A 15786-nucleotide genomic window follows, 5' to 3' on the forward strand; every position below is an offset into this window, starting at 1 on the left:
AAGATATTAATCATATAAACCTAATTATGTCAAACGCTGTAGAAGCACATTCCTTGTTGTCGGAATTTGATGTGTTCTTATTCCGGTCAGGAAGACATTATAAACTGTACGAAAAATTTGGATCACGAGAACTCCGTGTAGATGGCCGAGTAGGGGTCTACTTTGCTGTCTGGGCACCGAATGCCCAACAGGTATCCGTGATCGGAAATTTTAACGGATGGAATCCACATTCCCATCCCTTGCAAGTTCGATGGGATAGTTCGGGTATCTGGGAAGGTTTCATCCCTGGTCTTGAAAATGGGGAAGTCTATAAGTACCATATCCATTCCAGTACAGGCGAGCGTTTGGAAAAAGCTGATCCATTTGCCTTACATGCCGAAGTAGCACCAAAAACAGCTTCTATCGTTGCGACCACTTGGTATTCTTGGCAGGATTCGGAATGGATGTACAACCGAAGGGAACATAATGCGCTCGACAGGCCTTATACAGTCTATGAAATGCATTTGGGTTCCTGGATGCGCGACCCCAAAGATCCCAATCGCTTTTTTTCCTATCGGGAAATAGCAGAGCGTTTGGTTCCCTACCTGCAGGAAATGAACTATACCCATGTGGAGTTTATGCCGGTGATGGAGCATCCCTATTATCCTTCTTGGGGATATCAAATCACAGGCTATTTTGCTGCTACCTCAAGGTATGGAGGTCCGCAGGATCTGATGTATCTTATAGAAGAATTGCATAAACACCATATCGGCGTAATCCTGGACTGGGTTCCGTCGCATTTTCCGGGCGATAGCCACGGATTGTATAAGTTTGATGGTACGCATTTATATGAGCATGCGGATCCTAAGAAGGGATTTCATCCCGATTGGCAATCCTATATTTTCAATTATGGCCGAAACGAGATCCGGTCTTTCCTCATCTCTAATGCGTTCTTTTGGCTCGACCGTTACCATGTAGATGGCTTACGCGTAGACGCCGTAGCATCGATGCTTTACCTGGATTACTCCAGAAAGCAGGGGGAATGGGAACCCAATGAGCTGGGAGGGAATGAAAACCTCGAGGCAGTTTCCTTTTTAAAGGAACTCAATGAAGCGATCTCCAAATATTTTCCGCAGGTACAATCCATTGCGGAGGAATCCACTTCCTGGCCAGGCGTAAGCCGGGCGACGTTTAATAACGGTTTGGGATTTGGCATGAAATGGATGATGGGTTGGATGCATGATACCTTATCCTATTTCAAGGAAGATCCGATCAATCGCTCTTATCATCATAATAAACTTACTTTTTCGTCGGTATATGCCTTTACGGAGAACTTTATGTTGCCATTGTCCCACGATGAGGTGGTTCATGGAAAACAATCGTTGATCTATAAGATGCCGGGGGATGAATGGCAGAAGTTTGCTAACCTGAGGGCTTTATACCTCTTTATGTATACTTTTTCTGGAACCAAACTGTTGTTCATGGGCGGTGAATTCGGACAAACATCCGAATGGAATGTGAACCAATCGTTGGATTGGCATTTATTACAGTTCAAACCACACCAGAACCTGAAGAAGTTCGTAGCTAAATTGAACGAGATCTACCAGAGCTATCCAGCATTATATGAAAAACAGTTCAGTCCGGAAGGGTTCTTTTGGATTGATTTAGAAGATAAAGCGAACAGTGTTTTTGTGTACTGTAGACGTGGTCATGATTGGGAAAACGACTTGATTATTGTTTTGAACCTAACTCCTGTGGTAAGGAGGAATTTTAGGATAGGGGTTCCCCATCCAGGCGAATGGGAATTGCTGCTGAATTCGGATGACATGAGTTACAATGGCAGTGCGGTAGGGGTTAAGAAGCAGGTCAGTACCGATCCAACTTTTTGGATGAACCAAAATCAGTCTTTCTCCTTGGATTTACCGCCATTGTCAGGACTGATCTTTAAACGAAAAATCAAGAAATGAAAGTAATCCATCTGAGTGTAGAATGTTTTCCGGTCGCCAAGGTAGGCGGGCTTGCCGATGTTGTCGGCGCATTGCCTAAATATTTAAATCATTTAGGGGTTGACGCTTCGGTGGTGATGCCTTATTTCAACCGGAAGTTTGTGCAGGAGCACAGCTTTGAAACGGTAGCAACTGGGCAATTCTATCAAGGTTCTATCCTGTTGGATTATGAGGTGCTCAAAGAAAGCACTGATGCACTGGGTTTTCCATTATATTTGATAAGGATTCCTGGCTTATTGGATAGGGAGGAAGTGTATTGCTATGCGGATGAAGCGGAGCAGTGGATTGCCTTTCAACATGCTTTCCTGCATTATCTAAAGCATAATGGTATAAAACCTGACATCATTCATTGCCATGACCATCATGTAGGATTAATTCCTTTTTTAACGAGGAACGCTACGGATTATAAAGAATTTTCAGACATTAAAACGGTATTTACCGTTCATAATGGACAATATCAAGGCTGGATGAACTGGAACAAAGGGATTATATTGCCTGCATTTGATACCTGGAAATGGGGGCTGTTAGATTGGGATGGTGTTATCAACCCTTTGGCTACAGCGATTAAATGCTGTGATTCCTATACTACCGTTTCAGAGGGTTACCTCAGCGAATTGTTTGTAGAAGCAAATGGCCTACAACGCCTGTTCTATGATGAAAGAGGGAAAGCCTGGGGTATTGTGAATGGAATTGATACGGCTTACTGGGATCCTGCAGCGGATAAACAGATTACGGATAATTATTCGCCAATCAATGTTCAGGAAGGTAAATATGAAAATAAAAGCAAATTCTGTAAGGAATATGGTTTAGATCCTAATTTACCACTATTGAGTTATATAGGACGTTTTGCCACGGAAAAGGGCGCGGATATTCTACCGGAAATTGTAAGAAATCTTTTGGATAAGAAAGCTGGAAAACGGAATATCTTTATACTTGGCTCCGGCGATCCTGCCATACAACAAGAGATTGCAGAACTTGAAAAGGAGTTTCCGGAAGGCTTTGCTGTCTTTTTCGGTTATAATGAACAATTGGCCCATCAGGTGTATGCGGCTTCGGATATACTGATCATGCCTTCCAGGGTTGAGCCTTGTGGTTTGAACCAGCTCTATGCCCTTAAATACGGGACCATACCGGTAGTTAGGAACATCGGTGGACTAAAAGACACGGTTATTGATGTTTCTGAGGGTGGCTATGGATTCAAATTTGAGGATGTCAATGCAGCAGAGGCATCCCAAGCGGTAGAACGCGCCTTGGATTATCTTCAAGAGCCTAAGAAATTAAATGAAACAAGAGATTTAGCCATGGAACTGGACTTTTCCTGGGATAAATCAACTTCAAAATATGTAAAGTTATATAACCAATTACTTAAATAATATGGCGCACAAGGTAGTATCTATTGTTCTGGGAGGCGGTCGTGGCACCCGCCTGTTCCCATTGACCGATCAACGGTCTAAGCCTGCAGTTCCGATTGCAGGTAAATACAGATTAGTGGATATTCCTATCTCTAACTGTTTGAATTCCGGTTACAACAAGATTTTTGTTTTGACGCAATTCAACTCGGCTTCGTTAAACAAACACATCAAAAACTCCTACAACTTCAGTATTTTCAGTAAGGGTTTTGTGGATATTTTGGCAGCAGAACAGACTAGTGAGGGAGATTCGTGGTTTGAAGGAACTGCTGATGCAGTGAGAAGGACGCAGAAAAATCTGGTCAATGTAGACTATGATTATGTGTTGATCCTTTCTGGAGATCAATTGTACCAGATGGATTATTCCGCTATGGTTGATTTCCATGTGAAAAATAAAGGCGAAATCACGATTGCAACCATTCCGGTGACGGGGAAGGAAGCAACGGGATTTGGTATCCTGAAATCCAATGAGGATAATGAGGTGGTTTCCTTCATTGAAAAGCCAAGTAAGGATTTATTACCAGAATGGACTTCGGAAGTGCCAGATGAGTTGGAAAAGCAGGGTAGGAACTACTTGGCCTCCATGGGGATCTATGTGTTCTCCAAAGGTGTTATGACCAGAATGTTGGCTGAGAACAAAGGGATGGATTTTGGAAAGGAGATCATACCTGATGCGATTGAAAATTCGAAGGTGCTGAGTTATCAGTTTGATGGTTATTGGACGGATATCGGTACCATTGCCTCCTTTTTCGAGGCAAATATCGGGTTGACAGAGGATATTCCTTCATTCAATCTTTTTGGAGAAACGGTGTATACCCGCGCGCGTATGCTTCCACCGTCCAAAGTTTCCGGAACGACCCTGAATCATGCGATCATTGCAGATGGCTGCATTATCTTGGCTGAGAAAATCCAACAATCGGTTATCGGTATCCGTTCGAGAATAGGTTCGGGTACAGTGGTGAAATTCACCTATATGATGGGTTCGGATTATTATGAGGAACTGAATGAGATTGTGGAGCTTGCTTCCAGTCAGGAACCGCCTCCAATTGGTGTTGGGGAGCGTTGTTATATAGAAAACACGATTTTGGATAAGAATTGCCGTATTGGTAATGATGTTCGGATAAAAGGGGGAAAACACCTTCCGGATGGTGATTTTGAAGAATATACGATCAGGGATGGGATAGTTGTGGTGAAGAAAAATGCCGTGATCCAACATGGTCGTACCATCGGTTTTTAAACCTTCCTAATTGGTTTAATAAAACAAAGCGCCTATTACTATTGTAATGGGCGCTTTGTTTTGTTAGGCGATAGTTTTATTGCCTTATAGCTCTTGATCACCTAATCCATCTGGATTATCCAAATCGAATTCTGGTTTTGCTGTTGTTTTCTTTTCCGATTCGTTGTTTTCTTTAGCCTTTTTAAGGCGTGTCTTGCCGTATTCAGCTACTTCTACAATTCGAGGGATACTACTTTTCGGCGCCATATGACGTAATTTTTTGATTTTACGGCGGCGTTTGTATTTTTTGATCAGTTCACTGTTCACATAGAGGTTCCAGTTCATCAATAAAACTGAAAACAAAACAACGGCCAATCCAATGATCTGCATTTTGGTCACCTCATGGTTCGTGAAAAAATGAACCAGGATCAAGGCGACGATAGGATTTACGTAAGCATAGGTACTCACTTCGGTTGCAGGTCTTACCTGAAGAAGGAAAATATAGCAGCTAAAAGCCAAAATAGAGCCCATTAAGGCCAGGTAAACCATCGCTCCCCAATATTCTATAGCGACAGCAGAAAAGTCAAATCTGGCGTATTCTCCGTTCAACAGGGCAACGGTTGTAAATGCCGTTCCGGCTACTACCATTTGCCAAGCGGTCTTGACCATAACATTCAAATCCTCAGCTTCTGCTTTAGGGCCATTTTCTACAGCTGCTTTCTGGTCCCTTTTTTCCTTGCTGTACTTGGACAATAAGGACCCTACCGTCCAACCGATCGTTCCCAAAGTGAGGACAATCATGGCGGTCAATTTGTTATCATTATCGGCAGAATGAGCATTGGGTGAAAATATCTGCTCCGCAAAAAGCATGAATACGCCCAGAAATCCCAGGATCAATCCCAATAGAGTAGGAACAGAGGTGAAATTCTCCTTCCATTTCGGTTTGTCGAGTATGATGAACCAAATGGCAGTTGCTGCCGATAGGATGGATACAATACCGCTGGAGATGTATTGCTCAGACCAGATAATGGCTGCCATATCGACGAACAATAATAGAAACCCAACCATTGCTGCATCCTTTACAGCACTTTTGATAAATATCTTATATCCTTTGAAGTAGCAATAGCCCATCAATAGGGTTCCTGCAATGATAAATCTTATCGATCCCAAAACAAAGGGTGGGAAGGCGTGCAAAGACTTCTCAATAAAGAAAAATGTAGATCCCCAAACGATATATACCACTAAATAGGCAAAGATGATCGTTGCGGTAGACGGGGTAGTAGCTTTTACCATATGTATTTTAATCCTTAAATGGGATCACTAATTTATTGTCCTCTTTAACTGTTTCCAGTACGATGGTCGTACGAGTGGAGATGATGCCATCAATCTTACTCAATGAATTGCGCATAAGGTCTACCAGACCTGCCGAATCGTTCGTACGTACCTTGATCAGATAGCCGTCCTCGCCTGCAATATCATGAACCTCCAATACTTCAGGGATCCCTGCCAGGAGAACACCTACTTTCTGAACACCAATGATATCTTGGGTCTTGATAAAGATAAAGGAAAGCATCTTTTGGTCGATTGCTGCTGGGTTGATGCGGGCATTATATTGAAGGATAACTTCGCGCTGTTCTAATTTCTTAACCCTTTCCAAAATTGCAGATGGTGCCATGCCCAATTCACGGGCAATATCAGCATTGTTGGTCCTTGCATTATCCTGCATTATACGCAGGATTTGAAGGTCAATCTGGTCAAGGGTGATTTCTAATTTTGCCATAATGGCGCAAATATCGATAATTCCGAATTAAATTCAAATTAATTAATGTAAAAATGAATTTTATTCAGTTTTGAGGTTTGTGATCTGACGGATAGTTTTATCGGTTTAAGTATTAGATAGCGAATACTTTACTAATATAATCAATAATCTTTAGGAATTAAAATGGGTTCTAATTGGGTTTATTTGTGTAACAATGCTTAGTTTTGTTGTTCAATCTTTACTTACAGTGTCTATAAAGTCGAATTTAGTTGAATTATCAGCATCCCTACAGGGAAATTTGTTTTTTGATGAAAAGAATGCATCGCACCAAACCATGCGTTTGGCCTATTCTACAGATGCCTCTGTGTACCAGGAATTGCCTTTAGCGGTTTGTATACCAAAAACAAAGGAGGATCTTGTAAAACTGATCCATTTTGGAAAAGCGAATAATGTAACGCTCATTCCAAGGACAGCAGGTACTTCCTTAGCGGGGCAGGTGGTTGGAGCAGGAATCGTAGTAGATGTTTCCCGGTTCTTCAATCAGATCCTGGAGGTCAATGTAGAAGAGAAATGGGCCCGTGTCCAACCAGGGGTGATCCGAGATGATCTGAATGCCTATCTAAAACCGATGGGGTTGATGTTTGGTCCGGAAACTTCGACGGCCAGCCGCGCCATGATCGGCGGTATGATCGGTAATAACTCTTCGGGTCTGCACTCCATTGTTTGGGGGGATACCAGGCAGAATCTTATCGCTGCAAATGTCTTATTAGATGATGCTTCGGAAGTTTTATTTGAAGCATTGAATGAGCAGGAATATTTTAAGAAATTAACATCAACATCTCGAGAAGGTGATATTTACCGAGGGATCAACGAATTGATAAGCAAGCAAGATAACGTGGCAGCGATTCAATCGGGATACCCTAAAAAAGATATCACGCGTAGAAATACCGGATATGCTTTGGACCTGTTGACAGATAACAGTGAGCCTTTCAATTTCTGTAAACTATTAGCAGGGTCAGAAGGTACGATTGGAATCATTACGGAAGCTAAGATCAACCTTATGCCGCTTCCTCCGAAGGAAATTGGCTTGGTCTGTATACACTTTCATGATATGGTGGAATGTATGCATGGGAATGTGGTGGCGCTCCGAAATCATCCGGAGGCTTCCGAATTGGTGGATAAATATATTCTTGATTTCACGGTAGGACATCCGACCTATCAATATAACCGTTTCTTCATTGAAGGCGATCCTCAAGCTTTATTGATTGTTGAGTTCAGAGCAGATACGGTCGCTGAAATACAGGCAAAAGCAGAAAAATTAATACTTGAATTAAAAGCTGCAGGTTTGGGCTATGCCTATCCGCTGTTATTAGGAGCTGAACAGACGAATTTGGTTTGGGATGTTCGGAAAGCGGGATTGGGATTGATCAGGAATCTTCCCGGAGATTCACAACCTGTTAATCTGATTGAAGATTGTGCGGTATCGCCTGAAGATCTTCCCGCCTATGTGGAAGATGTACAGCAATTGCTGGTAGAAGAAAAGGTTCATGCTTCTTATTATGCACATGCGGGAGCAGGGGAATTGCATATAGAACCATTCATCAATCTGAAGACGGAAGAAGGTAAAAAACAGTTTCGTCGGATATTGGAAAGAACCACTGATCTGGTATTGAAGTACAATGGTTCCTTAAGTGGCGAGCATGGTGATGGTCGTTTAAGAGGGGAATATATTGGTAAAGTGTTAGGTGATAAAGTGTATCAGTTGTTATTGGAAGTCAAGCATATATTTGATCCAAAATCGGTGTTTAATGCCAAGAAGATTGTAGACACGCCGCCAATGGATACGCATCTGCGGTATGACCAAGTAACAGACGCTTCCCAAATAAAAACCTACTTTGATTTTACCAAGCAGGAGAGCATTTTGAGGTTGGCGGAGAAATGTTCGGGTTCTGGTGATTGTCGGAAAACGGAGATTACGGGTGGTACTATGTGTCCATCTTTTATGGCAACACGGGATGAGAAGGATACGACACGGGCAAGGGCTAACATGCTGCGCCAGTTTCTGACCAATTCTACAGAACAGAACAGGTTCAACCATGAGGAATTGAAAGAAGTGATGGATCTGTGTTTAAGCTGCAAAGGCTGTAAAACAGAATGCCCATCCAGTGTGGATATTGCTAAGATGAAAGCTGAGTTCCTTCAGCATTATTACGATGCCAATGGCAGTTCTTTCCGTAGCAAACTGATTGCAAATTTCACCCAATCCCAAAAGTTAGGGTCTTTAGTGGCACCTATCTATAACTTTTTCGCAACCAACAAGCTGACCTCCTCCCTGATCAAGCAGGTGGTAGGTTTTGCGCCCGACAGGTCCCTACCAAAAGTTTATGGGACTACCTTAACCCAATGGGCCAATAAAAAGGAGCGGAGGCAAGGGAAAAGACAGGTTTACCTGTATGCCGATGAGTTTACGAATTATAATGATACTGAAATAGGGATTACTGCCTATAAATTACTTACGGCTTTAGGTTATGAGGTTTTGGTTCCAAATCTTAAAGAGAGTGGCAGAACGTACCTCTCCAAGGGTTTTGTGAAAAAGGCAAAGGTTCTAGCCAATAGCAATGTGGATTTGGCTTCGGCTATTATTTCGCAGGAAACGCCTTTATTGGGGGTAGAGCCATCGGCCATTATTACCTTTAGGGATGAATATGTGGATCTGGTGGATGCCGATAAAAAATCCAAGGCGGTGGAGTTGGCGAAACATGCGTTGATGATCGATGAATTCTTGGTGCAGGAGATGATTGCTGGTAGGATACATCAGGAACAGTTTACAGCGGCGCCTCAAAAGATCAAACTTCATGGACATTGTTATCAAAAGGCCTTTAAGCTGCTGGAATACAGCAAACAGATCCTTTCCTTACCATTGAATTATGAAGTGGAAGTGATCCCTTCGGGCTGTTGTGGAATGGCAGGTTCTTTCGGTTATGAAAAGGAACATTATGAGGTTTCCCAAAAAGTAGCGGAATTGGTGTTGTTTCCTACTTTGAGAAAAACAGGTGAGGAATACGTAGTGGCCGCAGCAGGAACATCCTGCAGGCATCAGATAAAAGATGGTCTGGAAAGGAAATCCTATCATCCTGTGGAAATACTTTATGACGCTTTAATTAACAAAGCATAAACATTAATTCCTTATTTTTGTTTAACAATAAACATATGATTATGAGAAAATTATTAAACATTGGATTAAGTCTTACAGCGGTTATGGCCATGATGTCATGTGGAAATTCTTCAAAAACCAATAACAATACAAGTGATTCCACGGGCGCTACAGGTTCAACCCTTAATCAATTAACAGCGAATACCGATGCGGAGTCTCTGCATTTGTATTTCCACCTTCAAGAAAACAGCCAAACGGATTCTTCGGTGATTTATGAAGCAAAATCCTTATATAATCAAGATACAGTAGGTTTTCAGGTCGAAGTGATCAAGAATATCCCTGCTGGTGTTACGGCGATGGGTGCTGCTGATGAACAGGCTGGGTTTAGACAAGGAGCGATCAAGTTTTCATCGATAGGAGCACCTTCGGATAATTTTGTGAAAAGCCTTGGAACCTTGATGAAGTTGCCAACCGATGGGAAAATGAGCACACAAACGCTTTTACCTTTGGTGTTTTCTTCCAATAAGGATCAAGTCGATCTATCAAAATCGGCAACTTATTCTTTCAAATATTTCTTTGAGAATGGAACGGGTACTCCGGCTGAATTATTTGGCGTTTTAGATACCTATAAAAAATCCTTTGAATTGACGGAGAAGGATTCTACCTATAGAAAGGCGATCATCGCTTCTTTTGAAGGAAAATAATGAATAAATGGAATGGCTAACCTTTTAAAGTGATTAGAATAAATAGCATTACGCTTTTAAGCGTCATATTGTTCCTGTTCAGTGCCTTAGCTGGAACTGCCCAGGACTTAATTCCTACTACTCGGGTTTCAAAAGGGAAACTGATTGCACCTGAGCTTAACGAAGTTTCCGGGGTTATTGCATCTGATGCTAATCCCGGTTCTTTTTGGATGCACAATGATAGTGGAGACAAGGCTAGGATCTTCCTGGTGGATTCTTCCGCTAACTTGCTGCAGATCGTGAACTTAGAAGGTGTTATAGCCATTGATATGGAAGAGATCGGTAAGTTCAAGAGAGATGGGAAAAACTATTTGGTTTTGGGGGATATTGGGGATAACCGAGGGTTGAGAAAGGATATCCGCTTATATATTTTGGAAGAACCTGTTTGGGAGCAAGGTGGCAAAAAAGAGAACCTTATCAAATCATCGCAGATTCAGACCATCATCCTTAACCACGATGGTAGAGCCAGGGATGCAGAAGCTTTTTTCATTGATCCATTGGACAATCGGTTTTTCCTGATCAGCAAGCGGGAATTTAAATCAATTGTTTATTCAGCTGATATTTTTCAAGATGTTGAAAAACATATCCTTAAACCCCTTATTACTTTGCCATTTACCTTTGTCACTGCTGCTGATATCAGCCCTTCAGGCGATGCCATTTTGATAAAAAATCTTACCAATATTTATTATTGGAATCGTGCATTGAATGAATCTATTCAGCACAGCCTTTCTAAGCCGTATAAACGCTTAGCCTATCAACAAGAGCCACAAGGTGAAGCAATTACATTTGATAATTCTGGTAAAACCTTTTTTACTGTAAGTGAGCGCCCCTTTGGATTAGATTCTTATCTTTACCAATATAATTTTTCTAAACCTCAAAATTGATGAAAATACGTTTAACATTCTTATTGATGCTTGCCGCATTTTTTACCGCACAAGCAGCTCAGGTGGATACGGTTTTGGTGAAAAGCACTGCAATGGGTAAAGCCATTAAAACGGTGGTTATCCAACCTGAAAACAGTAAGTCTAAAAACCTGCCTACGCTTTATCTCTTACACGGGTATTCGGGTAACTATGCTAATTGGGTAGATAAGGTTCCAAAAATCAAGGAGCTGGTCGATAAATTGGAAATGATTGTTGTTTGTCCGGATGGAGGGTATGGAAGTTGGTATTGGGATATTCCGAATGATAAGAATTATCAATATGAAACCTTTGTTTCTAAAGAGTTGGTAGACTTTGTGGAAAGTAATTATACAGTTGCTAAAGATCGCTCCAAACGAGGAATTACCGGTTTGAGTATGGGTGGTCATGGTGCATTGTATTTAGCGATTAAACATCAGGATACCTTTGCAGCTGCTGGTAGTACTGCCGGGGGAGTAGATATTCGTCCTTTTCCGAACAATTGGGAAATGGCTAAACGCTTAGGACCTTACCATGAGCAACAAGAGTCTTGGAACTCACATACCGTCATGGAGATGACACATTTGATCAAACCGAACTCACTTTCATTGTTTATTGATTGCGGTACGGAGGATTTCTTTTATAAAGTGAATTTGAAATTACACGAGAAATTGACTTACCTAAATATCCCACATCGCTTCCTGACCATGCCTGGAGCTCATAATTGGGATTATTGGAGTAAATCAATCTTATATCAGATGATGTTTTTCCATGATTTTTTCTATCAACCCGCTAAAAAATAATTCCCTTTAAATTTACGCTGCCCATTCTATGAATAAACTGCCCATACTTCGGATTTTAGGAACCATGATCATGGTTCTATTTTCTGTATTCCATGTATATGCCCAGAATAAGGTAACCCTAAGCGGTTATATCAAGGATGGAGGTTCGGGCGAAAGTCTTATCGCCGCCCTGATTAAGTTTCCTGATCTTAAACTCAGTAGCTATTCAAATAATTATGGTTTTTATTCGGTGTCCATTCCTGCTGGAAAACACGCAGTAGAAATTAGTTTTGTAGGTTATCAAACCTATCAGGATACCCTGCAGGTGGATGCCTCTAAGCAAATGAACTTTGAGTTGATCTCGACCTCCAATACCATTGAAGAGGTGGTTGTTTCTGCAAAAAAGGAGGATGGAAATGTTACTTCCGCGCAGATGGGCTCTTTGAAATTTACGATGGAGGAGGTAAAGAATGTGCCCGTCATCTTTGGCGAGCGCGATATTCTTAAAACCATCCAATTATTGCCTGGGGTAGCTTCTGGAGGTGAAGGAAGTTCGAGTTTTTATGTACGAGGCGGGGGAGGAGATCAAAACCTTATTCTTTTGGATGAGGCTACGGTGTATAATGCATCCCATCTATTGGGATTCTTCTCTACATTCAATTCCGATGCGGTAAAAGATGCTAACCTGTATAAAGGAGGGATCCCGGCACAATATGGTGGCAGGATTTCGTCTGTTATGGACATCAATATGTTGGATGGAAACAATAAGAAATTTGCTGTGGAAGGTGGTTTAGGGTTAATCGCGTCGCGATTGAAGGTGGAAGGACCAATTGTTAAGGACAAAAGTTCCTTTATGTTGAGTGGTCGTAGAACCTATGCGGATATGTTCCTAAAATTATCGAAGGATGAAACCGTCAATCAGAGTAAGCTTTATTTCTACGATCTGAATGCTAAGGTGAATTATAAATTGAACGATCGGAATACGGTCTATCTTTCCGGATATTTTGGTAAGGATGATCTTGGATATTCTGACCTGTTTGGATTTGATTGGGGAAACGCAACTGCCACGGTACGTTGGAACCATGTGTTGAACAATCAATTGTTCAGTAATACAACATTGATCTATAGTGATTTTACCTATAATGTGAATGTCAATAACGATGATTCGGATTTTACGATTGCCTCAAAAATCAGGAACTGGAACCTGAAGCAGGATTTCTCCTATTATTCCAACAATAATAATGTCTTGAAATTTGGGGTGAATCTATTGCAACAGCGCATCCGTCCTGCCAGTTTGGAAGCCAAGGCGGGTTCTGCAGTGAATTCTATTGCCGTAGACAACAGACAAGGAATTGAAGCGGCAGCCTATGTATCCCATGAATGGAAGCCGATTGAAAATCTTTCTATTATCTATGGCCTTCGCTTTAATGATTTTATGGTCCTAGGACCTGGAACATTTTATGATTTTGACCAGGATGGAGAGCCTATTGCAGAGAAAACTTATGGCAACGAGGTGATCAAGCACTATTTAAACGTGGAGCCGAGAGCCTCTATGGCCTATATTTTAAGTCCTCGTAATAGTATAAAGGCGAGTTATAACCGCATTGCCCAAAATCTTCATCAATTGACCAATACTACCTCCAGTCTTCCAACGGATCAGTATGTGGTAAGCAGCTTGAACATCAAGCCGCAGATTGCTGATCAGGTGGCTTTAGGATATTTCCAGAATTTCTCGAACAATGCCTATGAATTTTCCGTGGAATCCTATTATAAAAAGCTGGATAACCAGATCGACTTTAGAAATGGGGCGGACCTGCAGGCCAATAAATATATGGAAGGCGACCTTCTGTATGGTATTGGAAGGGCATATGGCGTAGAGTTCCTGCTTCGAAAAAACAAAGGGAAATTAAATGGATGGGTAAGTTATACTTTGGCGAAGAGCGAACGACAATTTGATCAGATCAATGATGGGAACTGGTATGCAGCACGCCAGGATAGGACGCATGATATTTCCATCGTTGGGATTTATCAGCTAAGTCCAAAATGGAACTTAGGGGCAACCTTTGTGTATAATACGGGAAATGCAATTACATTCCCAAGCGGTAAATATCAGGTGAATGGAACGACCATGTTCTATTATACGGAGCGTAATGGATATCGAATGCCTGCTTACCATCGTTTGGATCTTTCGGCAAATTATGAGCCGAAGAATCAGGATAAACGTTTCAATTCCAGTTGGTCGTTTGGCCTTTACAATGCTTATAACCGCAGGAATGCCTACATCATCGACTTCCGTGAAAATGAAACCAACCCGAATATCACCGAAGCGTATAAAATCGCATTATTCGGAATAATCCCTTCTGTTACCTGGAATTTTAAATTTTAGTCTTATGCGTAGTATCTTAACATATATAGCTGTTGTTTCTTTGTTTTTTTTCAATTCTTGTGAGGAGAAAATCGATATTGATCTGAATGATTCCGATCCACGGATTGTTATTGAAGCAAATTTAACGAATGAGGACAGAAACCAGGAGATCTTAGTGAGTAGGACGGTTAATTTCGATTCCCCGGAATTCGATCAGGTAGATAATGCTTCGGTTGTTGTTAAAGGTAGTAACGGAAGAAATTATACCTTTACTCCTGCAGGGAATGGCCTTTACACCAATAACAACTTCTTTGTCAATACGCAAATTACCTATACTTTAGAGGTTAGTGTTGATAATAAGACCTATTCCAGTAAGGGGACAATGGTAGACTATGTGGAAATTGATTCGATGGGAGTGACCAAGGAGAACATATTCAACGAAGATTATTACTTTGTTAATCTTAAGTTTGAAGATCCGAAGGGAGTGCCGAATTATTACTTATATACCGTTTCCATCAATGATGGCCCTTTTAAATTTAATGCGGTGCAGAATGATAAATTCAACGACGCCCAAGTCGTTACCCATCAGATTGGGGGCAGGAATGATGAGTTTAAAGTAGGGGATAAAGTTAAGGTTCGTAGGCAGATAGTTTCCAAAGAGCTGTATACCTATTGGAATGAATACCAACTGACCAATCCTGGCAGTGCAGCACCCGGCAATCCAACAGGCAACATCAGCAATGGAGCATTGGGATATTTTGGGATATCGAATGTGCGGGATTATACCGTGACCATCGCCGATGCAGACGATGATGATTTAGAATAATCCTTTCTTAAGTAGATCTAAGATTTTAGAAGTGGCTGAATTTAAATCCCTTTTCCAAAAGGTGATCGATGGTTTTGGGAAGTGCATAGCGGACATTTTCTATGGCTTTGATATTATCATGAAATACAATAATGCTACCCTTGCGGACATAGGTTGTCGCGTTGTATAAACATCTTTCTGGACTGATCCTTTTATCGTAATCGCCTGTAAGTACATCCCACATGATAATTTGATAATCTTTTGCAAGGACATTCAACTGCTTCTGGGTAATTCTTCCGTATGGAGGCCTAAAGAGCTTGGTTTTTGTCAATTCTTGGCAGGAGGCTACATTTTCCAGATATTCTTCCAATGGAGTTTCCCAACCTTTCTTATGGTTGTAGGTATGATTTCCAACAGCATGACCTTCATCAAGTAATCGCTGATATATAGCAGGATTTTTTCGGATATTATCTCCCACACAGAAAAAAGTCGCCTTAACTCCTTTTTCTTTCAGGATGTCTAAAATCCAAGGTGTTATTTCAGGGATAGGTCCGTCATCAAAGGTTAAATAAATATTATTTTCTTGTTTACTTTTTCTCCAAATCGCTTTGGAATAAAGGTATTTAAGAAAAAATATAGGACGGACAAAATGCATGTTGTGGACTTCGA

At 41.3% G+C, this 15786-nt stretch carries 12 protein-coding genes; 9 read left to right on the forward strand and 3 right to left on the reverse strand.

All coding sequences use genetic code 11. The features are described from left to right. The first annotated feature begins 26 nt into the window (after positions 1 to 26). Genes glgB through E3D81_RS12905 form a run of 3 tightly spaced genes read left to right on the forward strand, consistent with a single transcriptional unit; the run spans position 27 to position 4631 of the window. Complete coding sequence (glgB, locus tag E3D81_RS12895; RefSeq protein ID WP_134777682.1) at positions 27 to 1946, forward strand: 1,4-alpha-glucan branching protein GlgB; 1920 nt, start codon at positions 27 to 29, stop codon at positions 1944 to 1946. Then, positions 1943 to 3358: a glycogen synthase gene (locus E3D81_RS12900; protein WP_134777683.1), complete on the forward strand. Its 1416-nt coding sequence runs from the start codon at positions 1943 to 1945 to the stop codon at positions 3356 to 3358. The genes glgB and E3D81_RS12900 overlap by 4 nt, the downstream gene beginning before the upstream one ends. 1 nt (position 3359) lies before the next feature. Next, complete coding sequence (locus tag E3D81_RS12905; protein WP_099368025.1) at positions 3360 to 4631, forward strand: glucose-1-phosphate adenylyltransferase; 1272 nt, start codon at positions 3360 to 3362, stop codon at positions 4629 to 4631. Between the two features lie 84 nt (positions 4632 to 4715). Here the strand turns inward: E3D81_RS12905 and E3D81_RS12910 are convergent, their stop codons facing one another. Both E3D81_RS12910 and E3D81_RS12915 read right to left on the reverse strand, forming a co-directional pair. Beyond that, the gene (locus tag E3D81_RS12910; protein ID WP_134777684.1) at positions 4716 to 5903 is read right to left on the reverse strand and encodes an EamA family transporter; all 1188 of its coding nucleotides are present in this window, start codon (positions 5901 to 5903) and stop codon (positions 4716 to 4718) included. A 7-nt stretch (positions 5904 to 5910) separates the two neighbouring features. After that, positions 5911 to 6390 (reverse strand): Lrp/AsnC family transcriptional regulator, encoded by a 480-nt coding sequence (locus E3D81_RS12915; RefSeq protein WP_134777685.1) that lies wholly within the window; start codon positions 6388 to 6390, stop codon positions 5911 to 5913. 226 nt (positions 6391 to 6616) lie between these two features. On the opposite strand from E3D81_RS12915, the gene E3D81_RS12920 reads away from it, so the two are divergent. The 6 genes from E3D81_RS12920 to E3D81_RS12945 are packed head-to-tail and all read left to right on the forward strand — an operon-like array spanning position 6617 to position 15138. Continuing rightward, positions 6617 to 9544, forward strand: coding sequence for an FAD-binding and (Fe-S)-binding domain-containing protein (locus tag E3D81_RS12920; protein WP_245153218.1), 2928 nt, complete (start codon positions 6617 to 6619; stop codon positions 9542 to 9544). 41 nt (positions 9545 to 9585) lie between these two features. Beyond that, the gene (locus E3D81_RS12925) at positions 9586 to 10227 is read left to right on the forward strand and encodes a hypothetical protein (protein ID WP_099368021.1); all 642 of its coding nucleotides are present in this window, start codon (positions 9586 to 9588) and stop codon (positions 10225 to 10227) included. Positions 10228 to 10256: 29 nt separating this feature from the next. Further along, positions 10257 to 11150, forward strand: a complete 894-nt coding sequence (locus E3D81_RS12930) for a hypothetical protein (protein ID WP_134777687.1) — start codon at positions 10257 to 10259, stop codon at positions 11148 to 11150. After that, positions 11150 to 11968: an alpha/beta hydrolase gene (locus E3D81_RS12935; RefSeq protein ID WP_134777688.1), complete on the forward strand. Its 819-nt coding sequence runs from the start codon at positions 11150 to 11152 to the stop codon at positions 11966 to 11968. The genes E3D81_RS12930 and E3D81_RS12935 overlap by 1 nt, the downstream gene beginning before the upstream one ends. A 28-nt stretch (positions 11969 to 11996) precedes the next feature. Further along, complete coding sequence (locus tag E3D81_RS12940) at positions 11997 to 14333, forward strand: TonB-dependent receptor (RefSeq protein WP_134777689.1); 2337 nt, start codon at positions 11997 to 11999, stop codon at positions 14331 to 14333. 4 nt (positions 14334 to 14337) lie between these two features. Next, positions 14338 to 15138, forward strand: a complete 801-nt coding sequence (locus tag E3D81_RS12945) for a DUF4249 domain-containing protein (RefSeq protein WP_134777690.1) — start codon at positions 14338 to 14340, stop codon at positions 15136 to 15138. 25 nt (positions 15139 to 15163) lie between these two features. Here E3D81_RS12945 and E3D81_RS12950 read toward each other — a convergent pair whose 3' ends face one another. Next, positions 15164 to 15772: a polysaccharide deacetylase family protein gene (locus E3D81_RS12950; protein ID WP_134777691.1), complete on the reverse strand. Its 609-nt coding sequence runs from the start codon at positions 15770 to 15772 to the stop codon at positions 15164 to 15166. Positions 15773 to 15786 lie beyond the last annotated feature (14 nt).

Source organism: Sphingobacterium sp. CZ-2 (assembly GCF_004526235.1).
GTDB classification, from domain to species: Bacteria; Bacteroidota; Bacteroidia; order Sphingobacteriales; family Sphingobacteriaceae; genus Sphingobacterium; species Sphingobacterium tenebrionis.

Excerpts from the sequence above, each read along its gene's own strand:
- glgB (WP_134777682.1), top strand. The coding sequence starts at position 27 with ATGTCAAACGCTGTAGAAGCACATTCCTTGTTGTCGGAATTTGATGTG.
- E3D81_RS12900 (WP_134777683.1), top strand. The coding sequence starts at position 1,943 with ATGAAAGTAATCCATCTGAGTGTAGAATGTTTTCCGGTCGCCAAGGTA.
- E3D81_RS12905 (WP_099368025.1), top strand. The coding sequence starts at position 3,360 with ATGGCGCACAAGGTAGTATCTATTGTTCTGGGAGGCGGTCGTGGCACC.
- E3D81_RS12910 (WP_134777684.1), bottom strand. The coding sequence starts at position 5,903 with ATGGTAAAAGCTACTACCCCGTCTACCGCAACGATCATCTTTGCCTAT.
- E3D81_RS12915 (WP_134777685.1), bottom strand. The coding sequence starts at position 6,390 with ATGGCAAAATTAGAAATCACCCTTGACCAGATTGACCTTCAAATCCTG.
- E3D81_RS12925 (WP_099368021.1), top strand. The coding sequence starts at position 9,586 with ATGAGAAAATTATTAAACATTGGATTAAGTCTTACAGCGGTTATGGCC.
- E3D81_RS12935 (WP_134777688.1), top strand. The coding sequence starts at position 11,150 with ATGAAAATACGTTTAACATTCTTATTGATGCTTGCCGCATTTTTTACC.
- E3D81_RS12940 (WP_134777689.1), top strand. The coding sequence starts at position 11,997 with ATGAATAAACTGCCCATACTTCGGATTTTAGGAACCATGATCATGGTT.
- E3D81_RS12945 (WP_134777690.1), top strand. The coding sequence starts at position 14,338 with ATGCGTAGTATCTTAACATATATAGCTGTTGTTTCTTTGTTTTTTTTC.
- E3D81_RS12950 (WP_134777691.1), bottom strand. The coding sequence starts at position 15,772 with ATGCATTTTGTCCGTCCTATATTTTTTCTTAAATACCTTTATTCCAAA.